General features: G+C 66.3%; 13 protein-coding genes and 3 pseudogenes. 8 read left to right on the forward strand and 8 right to left on the reverse strand.

What is annotated here, in order from left to right:
* From Vgi01_RS28685 to Vgi01_RS28705, 5 genes and pseudogenes are all read left to right on the forward strand, one after another.
* A pseudogene (locus Vgi01_RS28685) lies at positions 1 to 189 on the forward strand (hypothetical protein); the annotation flags it as partial.
* Between the two features lie 146 nt (positions 190 to 335).
* Positions 336 to 905, forward strand: coding sequence for a nucleotidyltransferase family protein (locus tag Vgi01_RS28690; RefSeq protein WP_204293137.1), 570 nt, complete (start codon positions 336 to 338; stop codon positions 903 to 905).
* A 56-nt stretch (positions 906 to 961) separates the two neighbouring features.
* Positions 962 to 1078: pseudogene (locus tag Vgi01_RS31650) on the forward strand (transposase); the annotation flags it as partial.
* A gap of 118 nt (positions 1079 to 1196) precedes the next feature.
* On the forward strand, positions 1197 to 1823 hold the full coding sequence (locus Vgi01_RS28700; RefSeq protein WP_275412587.1) for a superoxide dismutase: 627 nt from the start codon (positions 1197 to 1199) through the stop codon (positions 1821 to 1823).
* A 5-nt stretch (positions 1824 to 1828) separates the two neighbouring features.
* Positions 1829 to 2089, forward strand: coding sequence for a superoxide dismutase (locus Vgi01_RS28705; RefSeq protein ID WP_204293139.1), 261 nt, complete (start codon positions 1829 to 1831; stop codon positions 2087 to 2089).
* 48 nt (positions 2090 to 2137) lie between these two features.
* Here Vgi01_RS28705 and Vgi01_RS28710 read toward each other — a convergent pair whose 3' ends face one another.
* The gene (locus Vgi01_RS28710) at positions 2138 to 3400 is read right to left on the reverse strand and encodes an ATP-binding protein (protein ID WP_204293140.1); all 1263 of its coding nucleotides are present in this window, start codon (positions 3398 to 3400) and stop codon (positions 2138 to 2140) included.
* 216 nt (positions 3401 to 3616) lie between these two features.
* Positions 3617 to 3748: a hypothetical protein gene (locus Vgi01_RS31210; RefSeq protein ID WP_275412588.1), complete on the reverse strand. Its 132-nt coding sequence runs from the start codon at positions 3746 to 3748 to the stop codon at positions 3617 to 3619.
* Positions 3749 to 3916: 168 nt separating this feature from the next.
* On the opposite strand from Vgi01_RS31210, the gene Vgi01_RS30960 reads away from it, so the two are divergent.
* Positions 3917 to 4165, forward strand: coding sequence for a nucleotidyltransferase family protein (locus Vgi01_RS30960; protein ID WP_239089217.1), 249 nt, complete (start codon positions 3917 to 3919; stop codon positions 4163 to 4165).
* A gap of 546 nt (positions 4166 to 4711) precedes the next feature.
* Here Vgi01_RS30960 and Vgi01_RS28720 read toward each other — a convergent pair.
* The 5 genes from Vgi01_RS28720 to Vgi01_RS28740 all read right to left on the reverse strand — a co-directional run bounded on the left by Vgi01_RS28720 (position 4712) and on the right by Vgi01_RS28740 (position 21906).
* Positions 4712 to 5137, reverse strand: a complete 426-nt coding sequence (locus Vgi01_RS28720) for a hypothetical protein (RefSeq protein WP_204293141.1) — start codon at positions 5135 to 5137, stop codon at positions 4712 to 4714.
* A 615-nt stretch (positions 5138 to 5752) separates the two neighbouring features.
* Positions 5753 to 6619, reverse strand: a complete 867-nt coding sequence (locus Vgi01_RS28725) for an NAD(P)H-binding protein (protein WP_203224576.1) — start codon at positions 6617 to 6619, stop codon at positions 5753 to 5755.
* Positions 6620 to 8088: 1469 nt separating this feature from the next.
* Complete coding sequence (locus tag Vgi01_RS28730; RefSeq protein ID WP_204293142.1) at positions 8089 to 8553, reverse strand: hypothetical protein; 465 nt, start codon at positions 8551 to 8553, stop codon at positions 8089 to 8091.
* Positions 8550 to 15290, reverse strand: a complete 6741-nt coding sequence (locus Vgi01_RS28735) for a polymorphic toxin-type HINT domain-containing protein (RefSeq protein ID WP_204293146.1) — start codon at positions 15288 to 15290, stop codon at positions 8550 to 8552. Before Vgi01_RS28735 ends, Vgi01_RS28730 begins: the two co-directional genes overlap by 4 nt.
* A gap of 91 nt (positions 15291 to 15381) precedes the next feature.
* A complete protein-coding gene (locus tag Vgi01_RS28740) occupies positions 15382 to 21906 on the reverse strand; it encodes an NIDO-like domain-containing protein (protein WP_204293143.1) in 6525 nt (2174 codons plus the stop codon).
* A gap of 324 nt (positions 21907 to 22230) precedes the next feature.
* Here Vgi01_RS28740 and Vgi01_RS28745 point away from each other — a divergent pair, with 324 nt between their 5' ends.
* Together Vgi01_RS28745 and Vgi01_RS31310 are read left to right on the forward strand one after the other, a co-directional pair.
* Complete coding sequence (locus Vgi01_RS28745) at positions 22231 to 22899, forward strand: hypothetical protein (RefSeq protein ID WP_204293144.1); 669 nt, start codon at positions 22231 to 22233, stop codon at positions 22897 to 22899.
* Positions 22900 to 23045: 146 nt separating this feature from the next.
* Positions 23046 to 23315, forward strand: a complete 270-nt coding sequence (locus Vgi01_RS31310) for a hypothetical protein (protein ID WP_204293145.1) — start codon at positions 23046 to 23048, stop codon at positions 23313 to 23315.
* Between the two features lie 3 nt (positions 23316 to 23318).
* Here Vgi01_RS31310 and Vgi01_RS28755 read toward each other — a convergent pair.
* Positions 23319 to 24435 (reverse strand): annotated as a pseudogene (locus tag Vgi01_RS28755) (IS630 family transposase).
* Positions 24436 to 24565 lie beyond the last annotated feature (130 nt).

A 24565-nucleotide genomic window follows, 5' to 3' on the forward strand; every position in this document is an offset into this window, starting at 1 on the left:
ACACTGCTCAAGACTGGTCTGGTGTTCGGCATGAACCCTGCCGCCCTCAACTACAACCAGATCCTCGCCATGGCACCCGCCACCATCGCCTGGTGCAAGGAAGCCATCGCCCGCGACCATCGAATCAATCGAGCCTTGGCGAAGGAATGGGAATCGCTCCTCACCGAGTCCGACCGACAATCGCGATGATGGCGATCCGGCGGCCAGGACGTTCTCCAAAGAGAGTCGAGCACCGGGCGTCCCTGCTCCACCGGCTCGGCGTCTTCCGGCATGCTGACTCCAGCGGGTTGTAGAGGGTGATCGCGGCCCGCCTGGCTGACGATCCAGGGGATGCGTTGCGGGAAGACGAACTGCGGGACTTTGTTCGGCGTAGCCCGTGGCTGATCCGGGCGCTGGACACTGTGCGGGACTCCGCCCTGCCGGACGCCTGGATCGGCGCCGGCACCATCCGTGACCTCGTCTGGGCCGAGCGGTACGGCAACGGCTTCGACCCGTCATCGGTACGCGACGTCGACGTCGTCTTCCTCGACCCGACGGACCTCAGCCGCGACAACGACAACCGCGCCACGCAACGGCTGGTGGCGGCCTGGCCGGAACCACCATGGGAGGCAAAGAACCAAGCCGCCGTACACACCTGGTATCCGGCGAAATTCGGCGGCGGCCCGGTGTCACCCCTGCGCAGCATCGCCGAAGCGGTCGCCACCTGGCCCGAGTACGCCACCGCCGTGGCCATCCGCCTCGACGCGCACGACCACATCGCCGTCTGTGCACCACACGGCCTCGACGACCTCCTCGATGGCATATGGCGACCCAACCCCACCAGAGTCACTCCAGAGAACTCCCGCCAAAGACTCGCCCGCCACCGCCCCACCGAACGCTGGCCCGGTATCCGCGTCATCATCTGAACCACTCACGCCCCACGCCCACAGCCGCCGCCCCGGCCAACACCTCGACCGCCGTCGACGGCCAACGCGAGGTGTGGGGCCTGGACGTCGCTTCCGACGAGGACGGCTCCGGCTGGCTGGCGTTCCTACGCTCGTTGACCCTCGGCCTGGCCGGAGTCCGCCTCGTGATGTCGCACCCGGAAGGCGTTCAGACCGGGAGAACAGGCATTCCACGAGTTCTCGTTGTGGCGGCCGCAGGACCCCGGCAGCCGTCGTGCGACGAGCTGGAGCACACTCTGCGACGACGATGGTGTGAGGAGTTGCTGGTGGGTCTACTCTCTGCCCGACATGCCGTACGACTACGGTGCGCTGGAGCCGGCGATGTCCGGCGAGATCCTGGAGCTGCACCACAGCAAGCACCACGCCGCGTACGTCAAGGGCAGCAACGACGCCCTGGAGCAGCTGGCCGAGGCCCGGGACAAGGGTGACTTCGCGGCGCTGGTCGGGTTGGAGAAGACGTTCGCGTTCAACCTCTCCGGGCACGTACTGCACTCGATCTTCTGGAACAACCTGTCCCCGCACGGCGGCGACCGCCCCGACGGTGAGCTGGCTGCCGCGATCGACGAGCACTTCGGCTCATTCGACGGCTTCGCCGGCCAGCTCTCCGCGGCTACGAAGAGCGTGCAGGGCTCCGGCTGGGGCGTCCTCGCCTGGGAGCCGCTGGGGCAGCGGCTGATCGTGGAGCAGGTCTACGACCACCACGGCAACGTCGGGCAGGGCTCCACCCCGCTGCTGGTCTTCGACGCCTGGGAGCACGCCTACTACCTGCAGTACCGCAACGTACGCCCGGACTACGTCGACCGGCTGTGGAATCTCGTCGACTGGGCCGACGTGACCTCCCGGTTCGAGGCCCCCCGCGCCGCGACGCCGAAGCTCTGACCGGCGTGACCGGCCCGGTTCCGGTCGCCGCCGACCTCGTGCAGCGTGCCGCCGGGGTCATCGCCGCCCGTCACCGCGGTGACCTCGCCGGCGCGGAGGCGCTGCTGGCCTCGTTCGACACCGACCAGGCCTGCACGCTCGGCTTCTACCTCCTGGCCGACCTTGCCCTTGGACTGGTCCGCGCGCAGACCGGTCAGTCCCTGGACGACCTGGTCCGGGAACTCGTCCTGCTCGTGGCCGCCACACCACCGCCCTCGCCCGGCTGAGGTGCATGCCCACTCCCATGGCGGCTGGGGAGCGGCCTGCGAGCGAGGTCAGTCTGCTGTCGAGGTGGAAACCTGCCATAGGGCGCTGACCGGCATGGCGCGGAGTCTGTCGCCGAACGGCAGCGTGGCGGTTCCGGTATAGAGGACGATGCCGACGATGAAGTCGTCGCCGAGGCGGTCGGCGAGTCGGCGTAGGCCGCGGAAGTCGTCGGGTCCGACGGTGCTGGCTGCTTTGACCTCGATCCCGACCACCTGACCAGCTCGGTTCTCGAGCACCGCGTCGACTTCGTACCTGCTCTGGTCGCGATAGTGGGACAGGTCGACGAACTGCTCGGACCAGGTGAGCTGCCGGGACAGCTCGGACAGCACAAATGACTCGAGCAGCGGCCCGAACGGTGCGCCCGGCCGGAGCAGTGCCCGGGCGTCGGTCGCGATTTCGTTGGCGGCGATGCCCGAGTCGACGAAGATCAGCTTTGGCGCGGCGGTGGCACGGGTGCCGAGGTTGCGGGACCAGCCGGGAATCCGTTTGATCAGGAAGATCTCTTCCAGGGCCTGGAGGTAGCGGACGATCGTCGGCCGGCTCAGTCCGAGGGCGGGTTCGAGGGAGTTCGCGGCGATGATGGTCGCGGACCTGGCCGCGAGGAGGCGTACCAGCCTGCGTAGCTCGCCCTTGTGCTGGATGTCGGACAACTGCCGGACGTCGCGGTCGATGAGCGCCTGGACATAGGCGTCGAGGAACCGTTGGCGGCGGCGCGGGTCGGTGCGGGCGGTGGCCTCGGGTAGGCCGCCTCGCACGATCCTGGCCGCGTAATCGGCGCGGGTCACGTCCGACTCGTGTCGCAGGTCCGGGCCGAGCGCGAAGACGGCGTCGATGAATCCGTCCAGGGCTCCGTCGAGTTCACCTTGGGAAAATGGCCAGAGCTCGACGGTTTCCATCCGACCGGGCAGCGCGTCCGGCGCAGCCACCATGCCGAACAGCCGAGACGATCCGGTGAGCAGGTACCGGCCAGGACGGGGATCCTCGTCGACGGCAGCCTTGATGGCCAACAGGAGCTCCGGAGCGCGCTGGATCTCGTCGATGACCAGGAGTTCGGAGGAGTCCACGAACCCGACCGGATCGGCGATCGCCGCCGCCCGGTCCTGAGCCCGATCAAGATCGCGGCGCTCGGCCAGACGATCGCCGGCAACGAGGCGGACCAGCGTGCTCTTGCCCGCTTGGCGTGCCCCGCTGATCAAGACGACGCGGGTGTCCGCCAGAGCAGCGTTGACCTGCGCGGCAGCGTGGCGGGGGATCAGACGCGGTGTGGGCACGGCGTCATCATAACCGCCGCACTTCCGATCCGCGAGGCCCCTTGCTTTCGATTTGCGGCACCCGAAGAGTTCGATACGCGGCTGTTTGATGTTCGATCTGCGGGCCAGGCGAACGGGGCGGTTCGTGGAAGGGGTCCACCGCTACGTCGCGTTGCTGCGGGTCGCGGCGAGTTCAGGGAAGGCGTCCTCCCAGTGCTGGCGGAGCTGGGGTGGCAGCTACAGGGCGGGCCAGAGCCGCCGCAGCAGGTCGGCATTGAGCCAGGTGTTCAGGTCCTCGACGGTACTGGCTTCGGTGAGCACCACCTTGTCGACGTCGCCTGCCTCGACCCGACGGGTCAGCGGCGACATACCGCGCCACCAGACGGCTGGTAGCGGCCTGGCCGGAGCCACCATGGGAAGCGACGAACCAAGCCGTCGTACACGCCTGGTATCCGGCGAAGTTCGGCGGCGGCCCGGTGCCACCGTTGCGTATAGCATCGCCCAAGCAGTCGCCACCTAGCCCGAATACGCCACCGCGTGGCCATCCGCCTCGACGCGCACGACCACATCGCCGTCTGCGCACCACACGGCCTCGACGGCATATGGCGACCCAACCCCACCAGAGTCAGCCCAGAGAACTCCCGACAACGACTCGCCCGCCACCGCCCCACCCAACGCTGGCCCCGCGTCCGCGTCATCACAGGACAACCCAGGTCAACGCAGGCCACTCCCTGCCACCCCGGGTCAACCCGCAGGCCGTTAGACTGGGCCCTCGCGCCCTCGTAGCTCAGGGGATAGAGCATCGGTTTCCTAAGACTGGTCTATGCCCATTTACGCAGGCTGACTTCCTGCAGCTTTTAGCTTTTCCCCACGTTGACCTGTCGCTTTAGGGCGTTGCTGTGGTCTGTTGCTGAAGATCAGCAACAGGGGTCTGCCCAAGGCGGCCTTGGTAGGACCAAGACAGAGGGCGCAGGGCTCTCCCTGCCCATTTGACTTGGACTCGACGCCTTCTGGCTAGTAGTCGCATGCTTCAATGCATAAGGCGACTCGTCTAGCCCAGTCCAGCTCGGTCCAAGGCGGTCCGAATGCGTTATAGCAGGTGGGAGACAGGGCGGCCGCGAATGCGTAGACGCCGGACCCTGTGGGCGTGGTTGCCCTGTTCGCGGCGCGTCTCGTCGTAAGGTCTCATCAGGGACACGAGTGTGAAGTATCTGGGCCTGGGACTCGGCGACCTTGGCGAAGACCACCCGCACCTGCCGGGCCGCCACGGCGCGGGGCAGGCCGGTTCGTGGCTCGGTGGGCCATGAGCCGCGGGCAGCCCCTTGCTGCTGCCTACGCGTCGGGTTCCGATGTTCGGACATCAACGAAACTTCCGTCGCGCGTAGGTTCCGTCGACCTCGAATGGCGGGTTTGGGCTGGGCCGCGGACCGCCTCCTCGCGCGTGCAGGCCATTTCGGGTACGGAGTAGGTGAATTCCTTGCCGCCCCGCTCGGCGACTCCGCACCGCCGGACGAGCGCTCTAGCCGCGACGAGGCGTTTGAGACGGTTGTTTGCATTTGGCGCGGTGATGCGCAGTTGTTCAGCGACCGTCGTCGCGGTGAAGGTGCCTAGCTCCCTGGCGAGCTTGAAGGTGTCCGAGAGAACTTCCGACGCCGCCAGTAGTGCAAGGTCATCACCGAGTCGCTCGAGCGCGATAAGTTCGCGGCGTTCGAAGGCGATGACGATCGTTTCGCGGGTGTCGTTGTTGAGTCCAGTCACGAGCACGGAGGTCGGGCCGTCGTCCTGGGTGGCGAGGGTGGATTAGTACTTGCGGAGGAACTCGTCGGTGAAGCTGACGGTCATGGCCTCGACCTTGGTGAAGTCGATGACAAGAAGGCTGGTGCCCGGTGGGATGCGGTCCTCTAGGTCGTGAAGCACTTTCCTGCCGCGTTCCCTGGTTGACAGGAACGCCCGGTGTTGTCCGACGTCGTAGGTGACGGTCGTAGCGGGATCCGGTTTCACCTGACTGATTGAAAAACGTTACGGGCCGTTATGGAACTCGGACGCGGAGCCAGGCCCAGGTACCGTCCACCGGGTTCGGCGACGCGGCTGTAGATCGAGGTGGGTTCCGAGCGGAGCTTCGCGGTGGCGACGGCGTCTCCGCTGCGGAGCATGAGTTCACCTCCCTTGCTGTCGGCGTACGGCTTCGAGTGCAGAGCCGGGTACGCCACCGGATACACGGCAGCTATCGACACTCGCGAATTAAGCTGCGGCTCGCAACCGAGCTCGCTCTGCAACAAGCAATTACAGTCAGTCATGTTGGTCGACCCGCCGGCTTACTCTCATGGCCGCGGTAAGTGTGTGGGTGTTGCGGTTTGGGTTGACGGGCGCGGTTCAGCGGAAGTCGTCGGCGTGATCGTGCGCCCACGCCGCGAACGTTCTTGCCGGGCGTCCGGTCACCTGCTCAGCCGTAGGTAGCGGTCCGGCCGACGCCGGGTCGAATGCTTCGGAGGGGGTCGGGGTGGTGTCGTTGCCGGAGTAGTCCTCGAAGCCAAGGAGGAAGTCGGCGTTGGCGGCAGCGAATCCTCCCTGCCTGAGGTAGTGCTGTCGGGCCTGGCCCGGGGTCACGACCTCCAGCCGGATGTCCTCGCCGATCGCCTCGGCAATGGCACGCACCTGGTCCCGGTTGCTGATGAGTTGGGGGCCGTTCACGTCGTACACGCGGCCGGCGTGGCCGGCGTGCAGCAGTGCGGTGACCGCGACGTCGGCGATGTCGTGCTCGTGCACCGGGTACCACGCCGTGTCCGGGAACGGTTCCCGGACCACCCGCTCGGCCCGGATCGATGGCCCCCACAGCGAGAGCTTGTTGAGCATGAACTCGCCCGGGCGCACATGTGTCCACGCCACGCCTGACGCCTCCACAGCCTGCTCGACCGGTAAGTGGAAGTCGGTGTCGAAGCCAGCGGTGACGGCACCGGACGACAGCACGACGATGTGCCGCACTCCGGCGTCAACCGCCCCCACCACGACGCCGCGTGCGGTCGCCGGGACTGGGAACAGGTACATGCGCTGTACCCCACCGAACACGGACACCAGCGTCGAGGGGTCGGCGAGATCGCCCGCGACGACCTCGACGCCGTCCGGCAGCCGCGCCGCGTCCGGGCTACGTGTCAACGCCCGCACCCGTACACCGGCGGCGACGAGCCGTTCGACCACGAGCCGGCCCACCGAGCCGGTCGCGCCGGTCACCAGGATCGTCATCTGCTTCTCCTTCTGTCTCGGCTGGATACGGCGGGCGATCGTCGGAAGCCTGGACTGCGGCATGCCCGACGCTATGGCACCGCGCTTGCGGGACCGCGCCATCGTCGCGCGACACCGCAGGCTCAGCGCAAACCCGAGTGCCTTGTTCATGTCTGCGCTGTGACCTGGTCAAACGACATGCACGAACAGGGCTGAGATGTGACACATTTCACACCGCCACCCGAGCGAGTGCGGTGTGCGCGAACGCGCAGAGCCTGATGCCGTGCCGGCGCCGGCGCCGGCGCCGGTAAGCATGATCGAAAGGCGCTCATACCGCGACGCGGGCGCCAGCCCACGCCCATCGGTTACTAAACGTGAGCAACTTATGTGCGTCGCCGAGGCGACCGGCGCCGCAAGGTCCCCCAGCGCCACTCGCCCAGGCCTCTGCACGTTTGGCGTACATGGCTCTGCACCAGAACCCGTACGCCGACACTTGCCGCCTCGGATGGCCTGCCGCCACAGGTTCGGTAGTCCGTGGCCTCGCCCTCGGCGCAAACAGCCGACCCGCCGCGTCTCGGTAGCGATCCGGAAGGCGACCCGGTTCGACAAACCCCATGCCCGATCCCGTTCGCACCACACGACGCGCAGAGCTCAGATTCCTAACCCGGGTACGGCCACAACCCCTGCCGCCGGCTGCACAGCTCCTACCGTCCGGGCCCGACCCACCAAGACCCATACGGCACGCAGACCACAACGCGGTCGCCGGGATCGAGGCGGATCGCAACGGCCGTGCCCCACTCGCGCCGCACGACATCCCAGCATTCGGGAACAGGAGGACAACGACCCGAACCGCCGCCCAAACGCACGCGGACTGACCGGCACCCGCCGGGACGCAGGGGACGCTCGTCGCACGAGCACCCTCCGAGCACCCAACCGACCACAAGGGACAGAAACACAAAGGCGTCTGACCCACACTTCCGCAGGTCAGACGCCTTATAATCTTGCGCGCCCGAGGGACTCGAACCCCTAACCTTCTGATCCGTAGTGCCAAGCCACGAGCGCATACCTCTACGACCAGCACTCAACCGAAAGCGTCCGATCGCAAGCCCGACAGTCCGCCCCCATTCGGTTGCGTTCATGCAGGCCTACGTGGTGGCGACGCCGGAATTCACTTTCGCCGATGAAAGGCGGGTTCCGCGCCTCCGGTCGGGTCCGCGCGGGTAACGGTTCATCCGCGTCAGTTCCCCGTCGCCCGAGCAGCCACCGAGCAGCCGCGATCCCCGCAGTTCCCGGTCCGCGGCGCCCCGATTTGCCAGGCGCCCGACGATTTGAGTGTGATCTGGAGCAACGCTGACTGTGACGACAGGCGGGCCACCTGGCGTGGACGAGGCCGCCCAGGGCACGGACGGCAACCCAAAGCGGATGATAGGAAATCTTGTCTGGCTCGCTCGGCCTCCTACGCGGCGTTCACGCCGCCCACGCAGTGGCGACTAATGCGGGTCCCGTTTGAGCTCCCCTAAAATGCGGGCAACAATACGTGAGTTCACGCCATCTGCACCCTCAACGGAAGACAGCGCCACCGCCATCAGCTCCGCTGATTTCATTAGAGCATTTCTCAGCTCAGACAGGGCAACCTCAGTTTCAGCTTTCAAAGTTTGCCCGAGTTCGCCATCTTCGGAGTAGGCGCTTATCTTTACCGACACCTCAGGCGCAGAAACGGAACGACGGTAATTCAAGTTAAACGGACCATCGAAGACAAACGATACCGCCTCAGGCTCACCCCGCATCAACTCCAGGTAAGCGTCGAACGCAGAGCCGAGCATCGAGAGTGGAAAGTCGTACCAATCCTCCCCCGGGAAGCTTACTCCATCCAAGACGAACCATGCTCTCCCGGACGGCGATTTTGGTATCGGCCGATGAAGCAACTCGAAGTCTTTGAATACCAGCGCAATCATCGCCTGCCACCCTTTGGATAAATTGAACGAACCTCTCCCGTCCCCTTATTGACCATCATCTCGTAAACCTGACCATTCACCGTCGATTGCGCTCTAAGCATGTTGGTTTGCGAGTCATAGCCGGTGATCCTGGGGTTATTCTTGAACGCCTGCTCCGCAGTAGAGACAATCTGCGCGTCCGTCGTTCCGGCCGGCCAGAGATCTTTCCCCGCGTTCACCCGATGACCTCCGGCCATATGACCAGACTTTGTATGCTCCAGGTTTACGCCTCCGAAAGCTTTAGGCATCTTCATACCCTGGATCGCCTTGCCTCCTGCCATCGGGCAGTTATGCACCAGGACCGGCACGCCACCGGCAACCACATAGTACGTGTGGATGCCGGCGACGGTGAGGTTGTACACGGCCTGCGGCTGGCTCCAGGCCCGCAGCCTAGTGACTTGGACGTAGGTGCCGGCTGAGGTCTTGAGCAGGTCGCCTGGGCGTAGGTCTTTGGCGTCTACCCACCGCCAGAGTTTTTCGACCCAGAACGGGTGGTTCCCGGTAGCGACGATCTCGTCGGCGGGTTCGGATTGCGAGCGGGCGGCAATGGTGATAGCGACGAGTTCCTTTGGTCCGTCGCTGTTGATGACATGCGTTACCAGCCGTTCACCTGTCTCGCGGCTTTCGGGATCCGCGGCAAGTACGAGGTCGCCAACCTTTACGTCTTCGATCGGCTTGGTGGTGCCGTCCGCCATCAGGACATGAGTTCCGGCCGTGAAGCTATTGGAGCCCTGGCAGCCGCTTAGTTTCGCCTTGTATCCAGTTCGGCCGCCTGCCCCAGCCATGCTCCCTCTTGCGCCCGGCATTGCTCCACTTCCGCCGTTGAACATGCCCTCGGCTAGGAGATTGACGATGTGGTTGTCGTCGGATATCGCGATGCGAACAGAGTGGCCGCATTCTCCGGTACTGCAGATGCTGTAGAGAGCATTGACCGCTCCCTGGTCTTTGTAGATTTCATCGCAGGCAGAGTCAGCACCGCAGTAGAAATTGATTTCACACTGGAACCCGCCGGCATCGCACCAGTCTCCGAGAAGCTTGGCGACCTTGGTGCCACTGATGCCTGGAGGAACTGGGTACGTGTTGACGTACACCTTCCCGTCGTCTTCGACGGTCACCTTGTAGTTCGGGGTGCTCACGATGACGATGGGTGGCCGCGGCTCGGTTGAGTCTCTGACCTTCGGGGTGTAGTCGACGACTTTGTGCACGCCGCGTTTGGGGCTCATGTCGCGGACGTGTCCGTCGTTGTCGCCGGTTGCGTAGAGGCCGCTGGGGTCGCTGAAGGTGATGGGGTTGTTGTTGGCGTAGGAGTAGCCGTGCCATTGCTGCGGCTGGGCCATGTCCTGGATGGGGTCGACGGAGATGAATCGGCCGATGGCGGGGTCGTAGTGGCGTGCGCCGAGGCGGGTGAGGCCGGTGGGTTCGGTGTCTCCGTTGACGAATCCCTTGAGATTGGGCCATGCGGGTTGGCTACTGCCACGCGGTTCGCCGTAGGGGGTTTGGCGGCGGGTGGTGGCGACCTGGGTGACATTGTCGATGGCGGTGGTCTGGGTGCCCTGGTGGTCGTCGGTGAGCCAGGTGAGTCCGCTGGCGGCGCGGGAGGCGACGGTTCTGCCGGCGTGGCTGTAGTAGCGGGTGCAGGTGTTCGCGCTGGTGGCGTTGGTGTAGCGGATTTCCTGGCCGGGGAGGTAGAGGGTGGCGCCGGTGGGGTCACGGCGGATGATCCGGCTGCCGTCGGCGTCGTAGACGTAGCGGGTCTGTCCGGTGGTGTCGGTGGCGGTTTCGAGGAGACCTTCAGCGTCCCAGGTCAGGGTTTGGGCGCCGGATGGGCTGGGACGGGTGAGGGTGTCGCCGGTTTCGTTGTAGGTGTAGGTGCCGGTTTTCGCGCCGGTGGTGGAGGTCAGCCCGTGAGGTCGGGCGGCACCGGTCGCGGGGTAGTGGTAGTCGGTGGTGCTGACGCCGGTGGTGGTGTGGATGTTGTGCTTCTTCCGGTTGCCGATGGCGTCGAACGTCCAGGAGTGCCAGTAGGGTGCCGGGCCACCGAGAGTGGCGGCGTTGCGGGTGGCAGCGCAGTCGCCTGATGTCGGTGTCCAGGCGTGGGTGAGTCGGCGTAGGTGGTCGTAGGTGAAGCACTGGGTGTCGTCGACCGGGTCGGGTGCCACGTCGGCGATCTTGGTGATGTTGCTGGCGGGGTCGTAGGTGTAGTGGGTGTCGCCGAGGGTGTGGGGGGCGACGCTGTCGCGGTCGGTGCGTATGCCGGTGAGTCGGCCTGTCTCCAGTTCGCGGGTGAAGCGCTGCCAGACGTGTCCGCCGCTGCCGGTGTGCAGGTCGACCTGGTCGAGCTGACCGAGGGCGTTGTAGATCGTTTCGTCGACGTAACTGGTGGTGGTGCTACCGGTCAGCGTCTCGAGTGTCGTGGGCAGCCCCAGGTCGCTGTAGCTGTACAGCAGTGTTTCGGCGCCGAGGTCGGATCGGGTGGAGGGCAGGCCGAGTGAGGCGAGAGATCCGTCGGGGTTCCAGGTGTTGGTGTAGTTGTAGGTGCCGCCGAGGCCGGTCTCGGAGGTGGGGATGATGTATTGCGTGCCCGCCGGCTGGTAGGTGTCGGTGTATCCGGTGACCTTGACCTGGTAGTTGGCGCCGCCTGGCAGGAAGCGGGTGGATTGGGTCAGGTAACCCTTGGCGAGGGTGTCGTAGATCCACTGCGCACGCATGGTGCCGCCGACCTGGTTGTCGTAGGCGGCGCGCTTACGGTTGAGCGGATCGTACAGATAGGCGATTTTTTTCTGCCGGGCGTCCGTGGTGGTTTCTATCCGGCCGGCGTTGTCGTAGGTGAAGGTGGTGGTGCCCCGGTCGGGGTCCTCGGTGGTGGTCTGCCGTCCGCGCAGGTCGTAGGTGTACTTCCACTTGTTGCCGGCGGTGTCGGTGATGCTTTCGGCTTGGCCCTTACGGTTGTAGGCGTAGGTGGTGGTGTCCCAGCTGCCGGCGGTGGTCGGGGTGGGTGCGGCCCCGTGGTATTGGCGCAGCTGGACGACCCTGTCGCGGGCGTCGGTGACGGTGGAGGTCGCGGTTGCGCCGTCAGGTGGGGTGATGTCGGTTCTGTCGCCCGCGTAGTAGGTTCTGGTCCGCCAGCGTTCCGCGTCATACGGCTGGAAGATGCTGGCGATGGCGCGCCCGGCGCCGTCGTAGTCGGTGCGGGTCTGCGTGGGCACCAGGGCGCGTTCGGTGGCGGTGACCAGTGATCCGCTGGGGTTCCCGGTCGTGTGGTAGGCCCCGAAGACCTTCTTTTCTCGCCCGGCCGAGTCGTAGAACGTTTCGGTGAGCAGTCGTCCTCCGGAGGGGGACGGCGCTTGGGTTTGGCGGGGACGTAGGAGGCCGTCGTAGAGGGCGTATGAGGTCACGTAGCCGCTGGCGGCGTTGAGCCGGGAGGTGGCGACGTAGCTGGCGGCAGTGTTCTGGATCCGGTAGTCCATGGCGACGCTGGCCGGATCGGTGTCCTTGTCGCGGTCGGGTAGCCAGACTTTGGTGATGCGGCCGAGGCCGTCGAAGGCCAGGTCGGTGCGTTTGCCGTTGGCGTCGATGCTGCTGGTGACCGCCCCCCAGGCCGGTGACACCGTCGTGGTGGTGTCGTGCAGCATCGCGTTGGTGATCTTGACTGAGGTGACTGGACCGCCGGTGAGAGGGGTGTAGGCGGTCTTGGTTTCGTAGTTCATCGCGTCACGCGAGGAGGTGATGCGCCCGTGGGCGTCGTAGCCGGCCTGGCCGGTGGTGGTGAACGTGGGGTTGCCGCCGTTCCAGGTGGCCATCTCCTCCGTTCGGGTGGGCAGGCCGCGGGTGGGGGCGGTGCCGAAGGAGTTGCCATCGTAGGAGGTGCGGGTCTCCCCAATGACGTCGTTCTCGGTAAGGGTGCTGGTGGTATCGGCGCACTTGCGGGCGTAGGTCTGCGTCCGGTGGGGACGATCCATCAGCCAGATGTTGTCGTTCCGCGGCGTGTATTGGATTTTGGTGCATTGTTCGTCGCCGTCGACGCCGTCGTGACCTTGGTCGTCGATTGCCGTCGCCATACCGAGGTTGTCGTAGGTGGTGGTGACTCGGGTGGTCCGCTCGCCTCGCCCGGCATCGAGTGTGGTGTGGGAGCGGACGGTGGCGATGCGGGTGAAACGGGCGGTGACGGTGTCGCCGTTGATGGTGCGGGTGGCGGTGGCACCGGAAGCCCAGGGCTCGTTGGTCACCCTGGACACGGTCTGGCCGCCGGGGCCGTTGAGGGTCTTTTGCTCACGGACCATGCCGGCGTAGTAGTCGTGGTCGGTGATGCCGTCGATCGTGACGGTGCGTCGGTCACCGGCGGTGGTGGAGGCGCGGTCCCCGTGCATGCCTTGGAAGTAGCGGGTCTCGGTGGATGTCTGTTCGCCCGGGTCGCCGACGGTGACCTCGACTCGGCCGTATCCGCGCCAGTCGGACCAGGTCTTGGCGTCCTTGTCAATGATTCCGTCGTCGTCGTTGTAGTGCCAGGCGGCGTCGAAGTACTTGTAGGAGTAGACGATGCGCGGGCTGCCCTGGGGTGGCGCGCCACCGGTGTTGTCCGCCTCGTAGATGGTGTCGACGACGTACTTGTGGAACCAGTCGGTGACCGGCGAGCTGTAGCCTTCGGGCTCCCAGATCACTGGGTAACACCGGCGCTTGTTGTTCGCCGGGCTGGGTTTCGGCTGATCGGCAGCGCAGTCGGCCGCCGAGTAGTTGACACTGATGGTGCCGCCGGACTCGGTGCGGATCCGGGCGATCCGCATCCAGTTCATCGCAGGCGAGTGATCACCGATCGCGTCCACCCGGTTCGCCTTCTGAACCGGCGTGAACTCGATGTCCGGCACCGTGCTGGTGGTGCCGACAAGTCCGGCGTGGGAGATCTTCTGGAGCCAGAGACCGGCCCGCGTACCGTCTCCAGGATCCGGGAAGGAGTGGGTGAAGGTCCAGCGTTCGACGTTGTCGTAACCACCACCGTTGCGGACCTGTGTGGTGACGCTGGCCAGCCGCTTGGCGGACCAGAACGTGATCGCATGGTTGTCGGTGCAGGGCGACGCCGTGCATTCGCTGTCCCAGGGGGTGTCCGGCCAGCTCAGCTCGCCGCGGTTGGTGCAGTTGCTCAGACAGCGGTCTGCCTCGGCGAAGTCGACCCGCACGGGAGCCGGCGTAGAAAAGATCGAGTCGACGTCGTTGGTCCTGCGGGTGCCGTACTCGATCTTGTCGAGCCAGCCGCCACGGTCATAGAGCGCGGCGTCGGTGGCCTGGAGGTTACGACCGTAGCGGTTGGTTTCCTTGCCGTACCAGTAGGAGATCGAGTTGCCGTTGAGGTCGACGACGTAGTCGAGGTTCCACCGCCATGCCTGGCTACAGTGCGAGCTGCTGAACGTGTCCCCACGGCAAGGTTCGTTCGGGTGGTTACCGAAGACCGGAGCCGTCCACGTTGAGTTGGTCACCGGCTTGCCGGACGTCCAGCCGGGGAGTTGGTGCCGGCCAAACCAGTATTCGATGCCGTTGGTGGTGGTGACCACCCAGTGCTCGCCGTTGTTGTCACCGTTGACGGCACCGGTTTCCCGCCGGATCCGGGTGCCATCGTCGGAGCGTAGATGCCACCGCTGCTCGCTGGCGTTGTAGATGAGTTCGCCGGAGTGCCCCGTTAATGACAACACCGCGTTGTCCGTTGCCCAGCACAGGTCACCTGTCTTGGTGGTGTTGCTGGCGTCACCCGCCATGTCCTTGGCGCAGGCACGGTAGCGGCGCTCGATGTAACCGCCGGGCCAGGCTTCGAAGCCCTCCCCCATCCAGGACGGCTGGTTGTTGCTCGCGGCGTGCCGACCGTCTACCGACTGCGCGGAATAGCCCAATGCGAGCTGCGGGGTGAGGTCACCCGGCGCCGGGGGCACCCGCATCGGGTAGGACCAGGTGAAGTCGCCACTGTTACCGCCGGCTGACCAGGTCGAGGATGCCTGCAGCGGGGTGGCGCTGTAGTCACCGGCGGGACCTGATGCCGCAGCCGACACCGCGAACAGCGACGCCTGCGACGTGACGCTCACATCGGCGGACACCGTGCGGGCCGCAAGGTTGTTCGTGGACGCCAGCGGGATCGCCGCACACTGCTTCTGGTGAGGTGTGACCAGGGCGCACTCGGGTAGGGCGACCATTCTGAGCCGGGTTGCCCAGTCGGCGCCGTAGGCGGTGGCGAATGATCCGTAGTCGATGCTGAGGTTCAGCTTTCCGGTGCTCGCGTCCTTGGCTGATACCTGCAGCAGGACACCCTTGATCCCGCCTTTGGCCGTGGTCGCGCGGTCGAGTACCTCGATGTCGACCTGTCGCGGCGGCGCGCCGAGCCGGCGCATCGTCGAGTCGTTGGCCGTTGCCCGTACGGGCAGGCCGCCGGGCTTGCCGAGTGCCGGTCCGCTATCGGCGGCCACCGCGATGTGGGCGGTGCCGGCTGCAGGCCAGACCGGTGCCGGCTTGTCGCTGGCCCGGCTCAGGCGCGTCTGCGGGGTGTCGGCCGGCGAGACGTCGGTGACTGGCACGGCGGGTACCGGTGTGATGGACGGCTTGGTATAGGTGGCGGCGACCGCGGCCCGTTCTGGTACCTGCAGGAGGCCGGCGGCCATCACGACGGCGGCTGCGACGGCGATGACCCGCCGTCGAGTACGGGAGCGGATAAGCGTGAGCATGCCGTGGCTGGGGCGGTTCGGCGTCACCGGGTGACCTCCGGGGTGTCCGAGGGGCGACAGGGCGAGTAACGGGAGCCGGTGTGTCGCCGGCTTACGAGGTGGGTGCGGTGAACCGCAGGCCCAGGCCGGGTCGGAGGACAGGTTGGCGATAGGTGTACTGGATCGCGGCAGTGCCGTCGGCGTTTTCGATGCCGATGGTGGCGCCGCCGCCACGTTCGAGGAAGGTGCCGTCGTTGTCGGTGTAGGCGAAGCTGTAGCCGCCGGCTTCGTCGAGGATGGCTTGGAAGGTGACCCGGGTACGGGGGTCTTCGTAGGAGTGGACGTTGCGCCATTCGATGACGTACTGCCGGTTGGGTGCGGTGCCCCGCACGGCGGTGCGGACGCTGGCGTTGGCGTCGACGACCCAGTCGTGCCAGAACGGGTAGAGCGCGGCGTTGGCTTCCTCCGGGCTGGCCGTCGAGGGGATCGGCCAGGCGTCGGGTGACGGCTCACCGGGGTCGATGAAGCTGACCAGGCCGTTGATGTCCACGTAACCGGTGTTGTAGGTCTGCCCGTACAGGCTCACCGGGAAGGGCAGGGTGACCGGGGTGTAGGCGTCGTCGCCGGTGAGCGACAGGACGGTGCCGTTGGCAGGGGTGTAGGTGACGGGTTGCTCGGCCAGCCGGTAGCCGCCACCGGCGGGCGTGGCGCCCAGGTGGTAGTCGGCGCTGATCTGGGTGTTGGTGCCGACCACGACCTGCCGCACGTCCGAGCCTCGGCATGTCCCGCTGGGCACGGTGGCGATGACGGCCCAACTGCCGGCGGGCACGTCGGTGATCTGGTAGGTGCCGTTGGCGGCGGTGGTGGCCGTCTTGTCCGCCACCGCGACCGTCGCGCCGGTCACCGGGTTGCCCTGGCAGGTGACAGTGCCGGCGACGCTGCCCTGACCAGGCGGGTTCGGGGTGAAGGTGACACCCTGGCCGCTGGCCAGCCACGGCTCGCGGAACAGGTACTGGAAGCCGATGGTGCCGTCACCGTTCTCGATGCCGACGGTGCCCTCACCGCCGCGCTCGATCGGCTTGTTCGGGTCGATGTCGGCGTAGGCGAGGGTGATCTCGCCGTTCTCCTGGAAGATCACCTCGAAGGTGGCGCGGGTGCTGGTGTCGCCGTAGATGTGCACGTTGCGCCACTCCACGACCCACTGCCGGTTCGGTGCGGTGCCGCTGATCCTGGTGGCGATCCGGGCCGCGGAGTCGACCACCCAGTCGTCCCACAGCACGTAGACGGACGCGTTCGGCGAGCCATCCACCGCCGGTGAGGGGATGGTGCCCGGCCAGGAGCCGATCCACCCGAAGTACGCCGGGTCCTTGAAGCTGATCAGCCCGTTGGCGCTGATCCACGCCGAGGTGTACGACTCGCCGTAGAGCTTGACCGGGAACGGCGGGTTCTTCTGCCACACCGTCTCATCACCCTGCCAGCCCTCGACCACGTCACCGGGCACGAAGGTCCGCGGACCGGCGGTGCACTTGTAGCCGAACTCGTCACCATCGACCATCACCGACAGGTCCACATCCGAGGTGCCGCCGGCATAGTTGATGATCTCGCGGGCGTACTGGCCGGCACACCGGCTGTCGCCGGTCGACGCCGCGACCTTGTACTCCCCGACCGGCACCGCGGTGAACTGGTAACTGCCGTCGGCCGCGGTGGTGGTGCTGCGGTTGCCCGGGTTCAACGTCACCGTCGCCCCGGCCACCGGGTTACCGGTCACCGCCGTGGTCAGCACCCCTTCGACCGCACCTGCGGGTGCCGGCGTGTAGGTGATCGAACTGTTCGCCGTCAACGCCGCCTCCTGGAAGGAGTACAGCGCCGCCACCGTCCCGGACGCGTTCTCCAGACCGACCGTCGCACCGGCACCCTGCTGGATCGGGGTGGACATCGCACCGTAGTGGAACGCGATCCGCCCGTCCTCATGGAAGATCACCTCGAAGGTGATCCGTTGCGCGTTGGTCGGTCGGAAACCGACGTTGCGCCACTCGATGACGAACGACCGGTTCGGTGCCGTGCCCATCGTCTGGGTCCGCACACTCGCCGACGCGTCCACCTCGAGGTCGTCCCAGAACGGCGCCACCACCGCGTTCGGTGCCGCCACCGTCGGCAGCGTCGGGTTCACCCAGGTGTCCGGCTCACCCGACACCGGCCCGAAACTCACCAGACCGTTGGTGTGCACCCGCCCGCTGGTGTACGACTCGCCGTGGAACCGCACCGGGAACGGCAGCGAGACCATGGACACCGCGTCGTCACCGGTCAACGCCAGCACCGTCGACGCCGAGACAAAACCAGACGCCCCGGTGCTACAGGCGTAACCCAAGCCGCCATAGTCAGGACCCAACGTGAGGTCACGGACCACGTCAGCGAACAGCTCCACCTGGCTACGAGCCACCGCGCCACACCGACCCGCCATCTGCACGCTGACCGCATAGCTGTCCGCGACCAGGCCGGTGAAGCTGTACGCACCACCCGCACCTGTCGTGGTACTCACCCCGCTCGGGTCGAGGGTGACAGTCGCGCCAACCACGGCGGCACCGGCGGCGTTGGTCAGCGCGCCGGAGAGGTTGTGCAGCTCCAACTCGCTCTCCGACTCCGGGCGAGTGAAGGTAATCGCCTGGCTGCTCGCCAGCACCGGCTCGGCGGTCGAGTACCGCAGGCGGTCCTGACCGTCCTCAGCCTCAATGCCGACGATCGCGTGGGCACCCCGCTCGGCGGCGTTGTCGAGCTGGTCGTAGCTAGTCGTCACCGTACCGTCGGGAGCGAGGACCGCCGCGAAGGACAGCCGCTGACCGGTGTTGCCCTTACGGTGCACATTGCGCCACTCCACCACGAACCGCTGGCCCGCGCCGGTACCGGTAGCCGCGGTCCGCACACTCGCCGAGGCATCAACGACCAGGTCATCCCAGAACGGAGCCACCGCCGCGGCCGGTGTCACCGGAGCCGGCAGTTGCCCCGTGTACGGGTGGGAGCCGCCCGGATCGGTGAACGACAGCAGACCGTTGGTATCCACCCAGGCGCTACGGTAAGCGCCGCCGTAGAACGGGAACGCGAACGGCAACGCCACGGCAGCGACCGCGTCGTCACCGGTCAAGGCGAGCACGCCGGATGCCGTCGTGAACGTGGCCGTCTGTTCGGTGCAGGTGTGTCCGAGGTCGTCGCGGAACGCGGCCAGGAGAATGTCGTATGTCGTGCCCTGCCCGTCGATTTCCAGCGGTGCGCTGAACGACAGGCCGCATCGGCCGCCGAGCGTGGCGGTGATCGTGTACGTGCCAGGTGCGAAGCCGGTCATGGCATAGCTGCCGTCAGCAGCCGACGTGGCCTGGTGACCGCCCGGTTGTAACTGCACCACCACATCGGCCTGCGGCAGGAAGTACTCGTTCCACACCGTGCCGGACAGGCTCGCCGCCGGCCGTGCGGTGAACTCGTCGGTGGTCATTCCGCTGACCCGGTTCCCGTCGTCCACGGCAACCGCATATATCGGGCGCGGTCCGAGGCCGCTGCCGACGTTGACGGTCACGGTCGCCGTACCGCCGACGGTGGTGGCGTTGACGGTGCTGCCCAGCCCGGTGCCGTCGATGCTGTACCGGAACTTGGTGACGTTGGTGTCTCCCCTGGCATCAAACCTGACCGCCAGTTGTCCACCTGTGGTGGCTTCACTGCCGTTGGGAAACGTGACTGCCGGCGGAAGCGGCACGGCGAGCTTCGCGATGTTGGCTGCGGTCTCGGCGAAGTTGTAGAACCGGACGTCGTCCACGAGACCAGCGAAGTAGCTGCCCTGGCTTCCGTTCCACGTGCGCCGGCCGACGGAGAAGTCACTTGTCGCATTGAAGCCACCGGACAACGTCGCGGTTTCGGTCTGCGCCACACCGTTGACATACAACGTCAGTCTCTTGGTCGCCCCGTCGTACACGGCGGCCAGATGCGTCCACTTGCCTGCTGCAGGCGCGGCGTTGGAGTGCGCGTTCACGGAGGCGGCGCTGTCGGCGTCAGCAGATGTCATGGTGAAGCGCCATCGCTGGTTGCCGCCGACGTAGCCGAGTTGGTACGCCGGTTTTCGGGAACCGTTACCGCTCATGACTGTCTGCACACCGGTATCGGCTGTCGAGTTGATTCTCGCCCAGGCGGAAATCGTGAAACTCGCGTCGGTCCGCACCGGGGTGGACACCCCGGTGTCGGGATGTGGGGTGTTGATGGCGCCTGCCCTCGTAGCCGCGGTCGTGCCGGGCAGCGACAACGCGGTACCGATCCCGGACCGTCCGGTGACCCGGGTGGCGGACCCGCCGACGGTCAAACTGTTGCCGTGGCCGGAGTCGTCGGTGGCCGTGGTGCCCGTGTCTTCGAACGTCCACTCGGCGGCAGGGCCGGAGCCAGCTCGTACCGTGAAGGAGTACGTCACGGGGGTGGAGAAACGCCCCGCGTGGTCCTTCGACCACACGTAGAGGATGTTCACACCGTCATGCCGAGGTAGCAGGCTGATCGACGCGCCGTAGTCCGTCGTACGCGCTGCAACGGTCTTCGCCGCGGTCAGCACACCGGAGTCGAGGCTGTAGGCGTATTCCTTCACCTCGTAGGGACGCGTCGTCGGCGCGGTCACGTTGAACGTGCCGGGTAGGCCGACACCGCCGCGCGGCACGCCGTCGCTGGTGTAGTTGGTGGAACTCACTGCAGCTGGCGGCGGTGGCGGTGTCGCATCGACGGTGAACTCGCAGGTACCAGACCACTTGCCGTTATGCTGCCGGTCCCAGGTTTGGGCCTGCCACACATAGCTGCGCCCGTCGACCAATCTCCCCGACGGAATCCTCCCGGAAACCGCAAACGGGTTACCCGCTGCCTGTGAGACCCGGTCGGTGTCGCTGCGGGAGCCGCCAACCGGCCACCAGTAGAAGTACGTCGTCAACGACTGCTGATCGGCATCCGGGTCCGATTGCTTGGCGGACAGGATCGGCGTGGTCGTGAGCACATACGGTCGCGACGCCCCCGTCGCGCAGGTCTTGCCGTCCGACTTTCGGTCCGACGGCGCGTTCGCCAGCGTGTTGAAGGTGATCGCGAGCTTTGGCGAGGAGTGGTTGAACCGCTTCCACTGGTTCTTGGTGCCCTCGTCCACCGCCCGCAGCCCCACCGTCAGGTCGGGCTTCTCATTGTCGGCTGCTTCACGCACCATCGTGGTGACGTCGAACTCGATCGGTCCGGTGCCTCGGCAGCCGTGGGCAGCTCCGTGCTTGCGGTCTCCCTTCACCTGGACCGTACGACTGCCATGCCAGGTCGGCTGGTTGTTCCAGGTCGTGCTCGACGAGATCGCGCCGGTCTTCCACAGCTTCGCGTTGCTCGCCGGACTACATGTCCATGCGTGTCGCTGCTCGATGCGGAACTCCGCCTTAGTGACCTTCGTGTTCTTAACCCGCGAGATGTTCATCCGGAACAACGACCGGATGACGTGGTCAGCGCAGCCGGAGCAGTCCTCAGTACGTCCCGCACCCGCGGAACCATAGGTCGAGCCGTTGTTCAACGCCGACGAGTTCTTCCAGAACGAACTCGTCTTGTGCTTGCTCCACACCGACGTCCACGCGTTACTGGCGATCCCACCGGTCCACGACGGATCGATATAGATCGGCAGCTTCGTCCTGGGATCGGCCAGCATCGCCTTGTCCGGAACGATCGTCATCGCCTTACCGTCGACCCGTACCGGCATCACCGCCCGCCGTGTCGTCTCGCGGATCGCTGCCCGGCCCGGCGCCACCTGAACCGACGCTTCCTCATCCAGTTGCCGCTGCTGCTCCGCGGTACCCGGCTTGCGCTGCGGGCTCGCCCCGCTCAGGCCCTTCTCCGCCGGCTCGGCCAGCGAATCGGCCTCCGACGCCTCCGAGGAGTCCCACATCATCGGTGCCGGTGCGGCGAACACGATGGCGCCCTTGCCGTCACGGGCCGCCAACCCACCGGAGTTGGTCGCGCTCACCGTGACGCCCCTGGTTTCCAAGCCGAACCGCAGCGACGCCAATCTGGGGCTCGCCGCCGCCTCACGGGAGCGCACCACCAGCACCTCGGAGAAGCCCATCGGCTGCGCGGTGACCCGCAGATCCACATCCGGCAGCACCTCGCGGTAAACCGCCGTCGCGCCCTCCAGCTCCGGCGTCGGCAGCCGACCGGGCCAAGTCATCGCGACTTCCCGATCACCATCCCGAAGCCGGGCCAACGGCTCGTCACCACCGGTCGAGAAGAGCATCGGCAACACCGTCGCCCGCGGCGTGACCCCCTCTGCGGACACTTTCAGCGTCGTGTCCACCGGCGCCCAGGACTTTCCCTTGCGGACCCGCGTCGGCTCGATGGTTTGCTCCAACGTCCGCGACCCATCGGAGTTCAGGAACATCTGCGACCACTCGGTACGCTCGGCGAGGATCTCCACCCGCCGGCCGCACACCTCGACCATCCGCCCCGCCGAAGCGGCATCCGGCTGCTCGTCTTCACAGACCGCCGCCGGCTTCGGTGCCGCTGCCTCGACACGGGTAGGCGCTGCCAGCGCCGACGCGACCATTGTCGGCACCAACGCCGCTATCCACCAACGCCGCATCGCACCCATGCAGACGCCAACCACCCGGCCACCCCCGTGATCAAGCCAGTCGATGCGGGAACTGTAAGGATGCCGAACGATTGGTGTAAAGGGCGATCACAAGCTGCAACCACAAACCGGACATAGCCACTCGTTACGCGTGTTCCGCCGACCCAGCGTGACGGTTTCGCACTCGATCCTCGGTTTCCAGGCCGCCGACCCCGGCAGCCTTGACGATCGAGTCAGGGCTTCACGACCAGGCAGCCCAGCCAGACGCAGGCCCCCGGTTAGGGCGTGTGTCGAAGTCGGTGCCAGGGCTTGAGGTGGCTTGAAGATCTTCGCGTGTCGGAGTCAGCGTAAGATGAGAGTGTGGCGACAGCACAGCGGCCACTCGGTGGACAGCCGAGGGCTGATTGGCGTGCGACTGGAGTACCGACCGACGGCAACCTCATGGAGGAGTCCGTTCCATCGTTCATCCAGCTCTGGGACGCGGTTCAGGCTGCAATGGATGACCTCTACACTCACGACTTGAATCTGCTCGGAACGACCGAACGCGCTATCGTCGGTCGCCTGATGGTCTACCTCGATAGGCACCTAGCTCACCTGTCGCGGGACGGCCTAGTACTCGACCAGGACTACGAGCGGGCTGGCCAAGTGACGAAAACCCTGGTTGGCACGGGGATGCGGGCCCGGAAAGTTGTCCCGGACCTCGTCTTCCATCGACGGCGCGACCCAGGTCCGGCTGGAAATCTACTTGCAATCGAGGTCAAGACCGATAGCCGATCGAACGGACGTCTCCACGACTTCGCCAAGCTCTCGGTTCTCACCGGGCACGTCACGCAGGCGATCGCCTACGACCGGTGCCTGCGCCTTTACGGCGATCCCGCTCCACCCCGACAGAGCGAGAAGGGCATGGTCGGCCTTCCTGACGGGATGCACCCATACCGCGATGGGCTGTGGCTCCTCCTCGAACCCACCGGCGTCCGATGCTGGTGGTGGTCGAACGGGAGAGGCCCCCAGTTGCTCAGCACTAGGTAGCGGCAGCCCGGTTCGTCGCTATCACTACCGTTTGCTTTGCGCCTTTCCTTCGGCAACTGTGGCGGCATTATGACCCTTGTGACATCGACAGCTAGTGCCTTGACCACGAACGTTCACGGTGTCGAGTGGACGGTAGCCTCGGCGCGGTGACGGAGGACGACTTCATGATCAGGCTGAGCCGGGACGAAGCGTTGGTGCTCTCAGACTGGCTTCACCGGATGATGGGCACTGCCGATTTCGACGAGTTGGTCGATCGCGACCAGGCAGTTTGGTCCCCGCTGTATCGCATCTCCGGGACGCTGGAGACCTCGCTGGCGGAGGTGTTCAGGCCGGATTACCCCGGCCGGCTGCAGGAGGCGAGGAACCGGCTACTGGATGCGCTTGGCGGGGTGGGGCGGGCAACCGGCGATGCGTGACGCTCAGGCGGCACGTGTAGTCGGCTGCCGCCAGCCTCGTTGGCGTTCGCTGCGAATGCGGGCGTTCGCGGCGTTGGGCGGCCAGGACGTCGGGATTACGTGCGTTGACGTTTCGCCAGCGCAGGTAGGCCTGCAGTTTGCGGGTCAGGACGGTGTGGTTCGGGTGGTCGGAGCCGGCGATCACGAAGGTCCGCAGCGGGCCGAACTGGGCTTCTATCGGGTTGGCCCAGGACGCATACGTCGGGGTGAAGCACAGTTCGACCTTGTTCTGAGCCGCCCACGCCCGGATCTTGAGGCCCTTGTGCGCGGAGAGGTTGTCGAGGATGACGTAGATCGGCGCTCCGTCCGGACGCGCAGCCCGGATCGATTTGAGCGCGGCCAGGGTGTTCGCAGCGCTCTTGCGACGTCTGACGATGCCCCAGAGTTGGTCGTCCCCGACGCTGTAGCAGCCGTGGAATTGCCGGACGCCGTGCAGCTTGTGGTAGTTCGCCGGCAGCCGCTGCGGATGCCCGGACGGCGCCCACCCGGCACCGGCCTGCGGACGGATGACCAGTGGCCCGAACTCGTCGAAGGCGAACACCCGCTGCGGGAAATGCGCGGTGACGTACTCGATGCGGGCCAGCTTGGCATCCCGGTCGGGGTCGGTGGACTCCTTCCACGTCTTCGTCCGCTGAAAGGTGATCTTGTGCTGGTGCAGGATCTGCCGCAGACGTTCCCGCCCGATCCGAACTCGGCGGGCGGCATGGGCGGTGAGGTAGTCGGCGAGCTTGCGCACGCTCCACCGGGTGAACGGCCGCCCCAGTGCTTCGGGGCGGGCGTTGGCCGTCTCGACGATGAACGCCTCGTCATCGTCGCTGATCAGGCGGGGACGGCCACCCGCCCACTGAGGGTCCAGGCTGGCCATGCCCATCTCGTTGAACCGGTGGATGACCTGCCGGACCGTGTCCTCGTCCGCCTGCACCAGCCGGGCGATCGCCGGCACCGTGTTCCCACCGGCCGAAGCAAGCACGACCATGGCCCGCCGTAATCGGACCGGCGAGCCGGTACCACGACGGGTGATCCTCAGCAGCTGCTGACCCTCCTGGTCACTGAGCCGCCGGACGCGCACGGGTTCTGCCACCGCCACAGCCTGAAGCCCGCGACGCCGCCCGTCAGCCAAGCCGGACGGCGTGTCATCCAACACCGCGAACCTTCGTGGTCAGAGCACTAGGCCGTGTGTCATAAGAACCTGTCTCGGGTGGTGGTTGGGC

This window comes from Micromonospora gifhornensis (genome assembly GCF_016863515.1).
Classification (GTDB): Bacteria; Actinomycetota; Actinomycetes; order Mycobacteriales; family Micromonosporaceae; genus Micromonospora; species Micromonospora gifhornensis.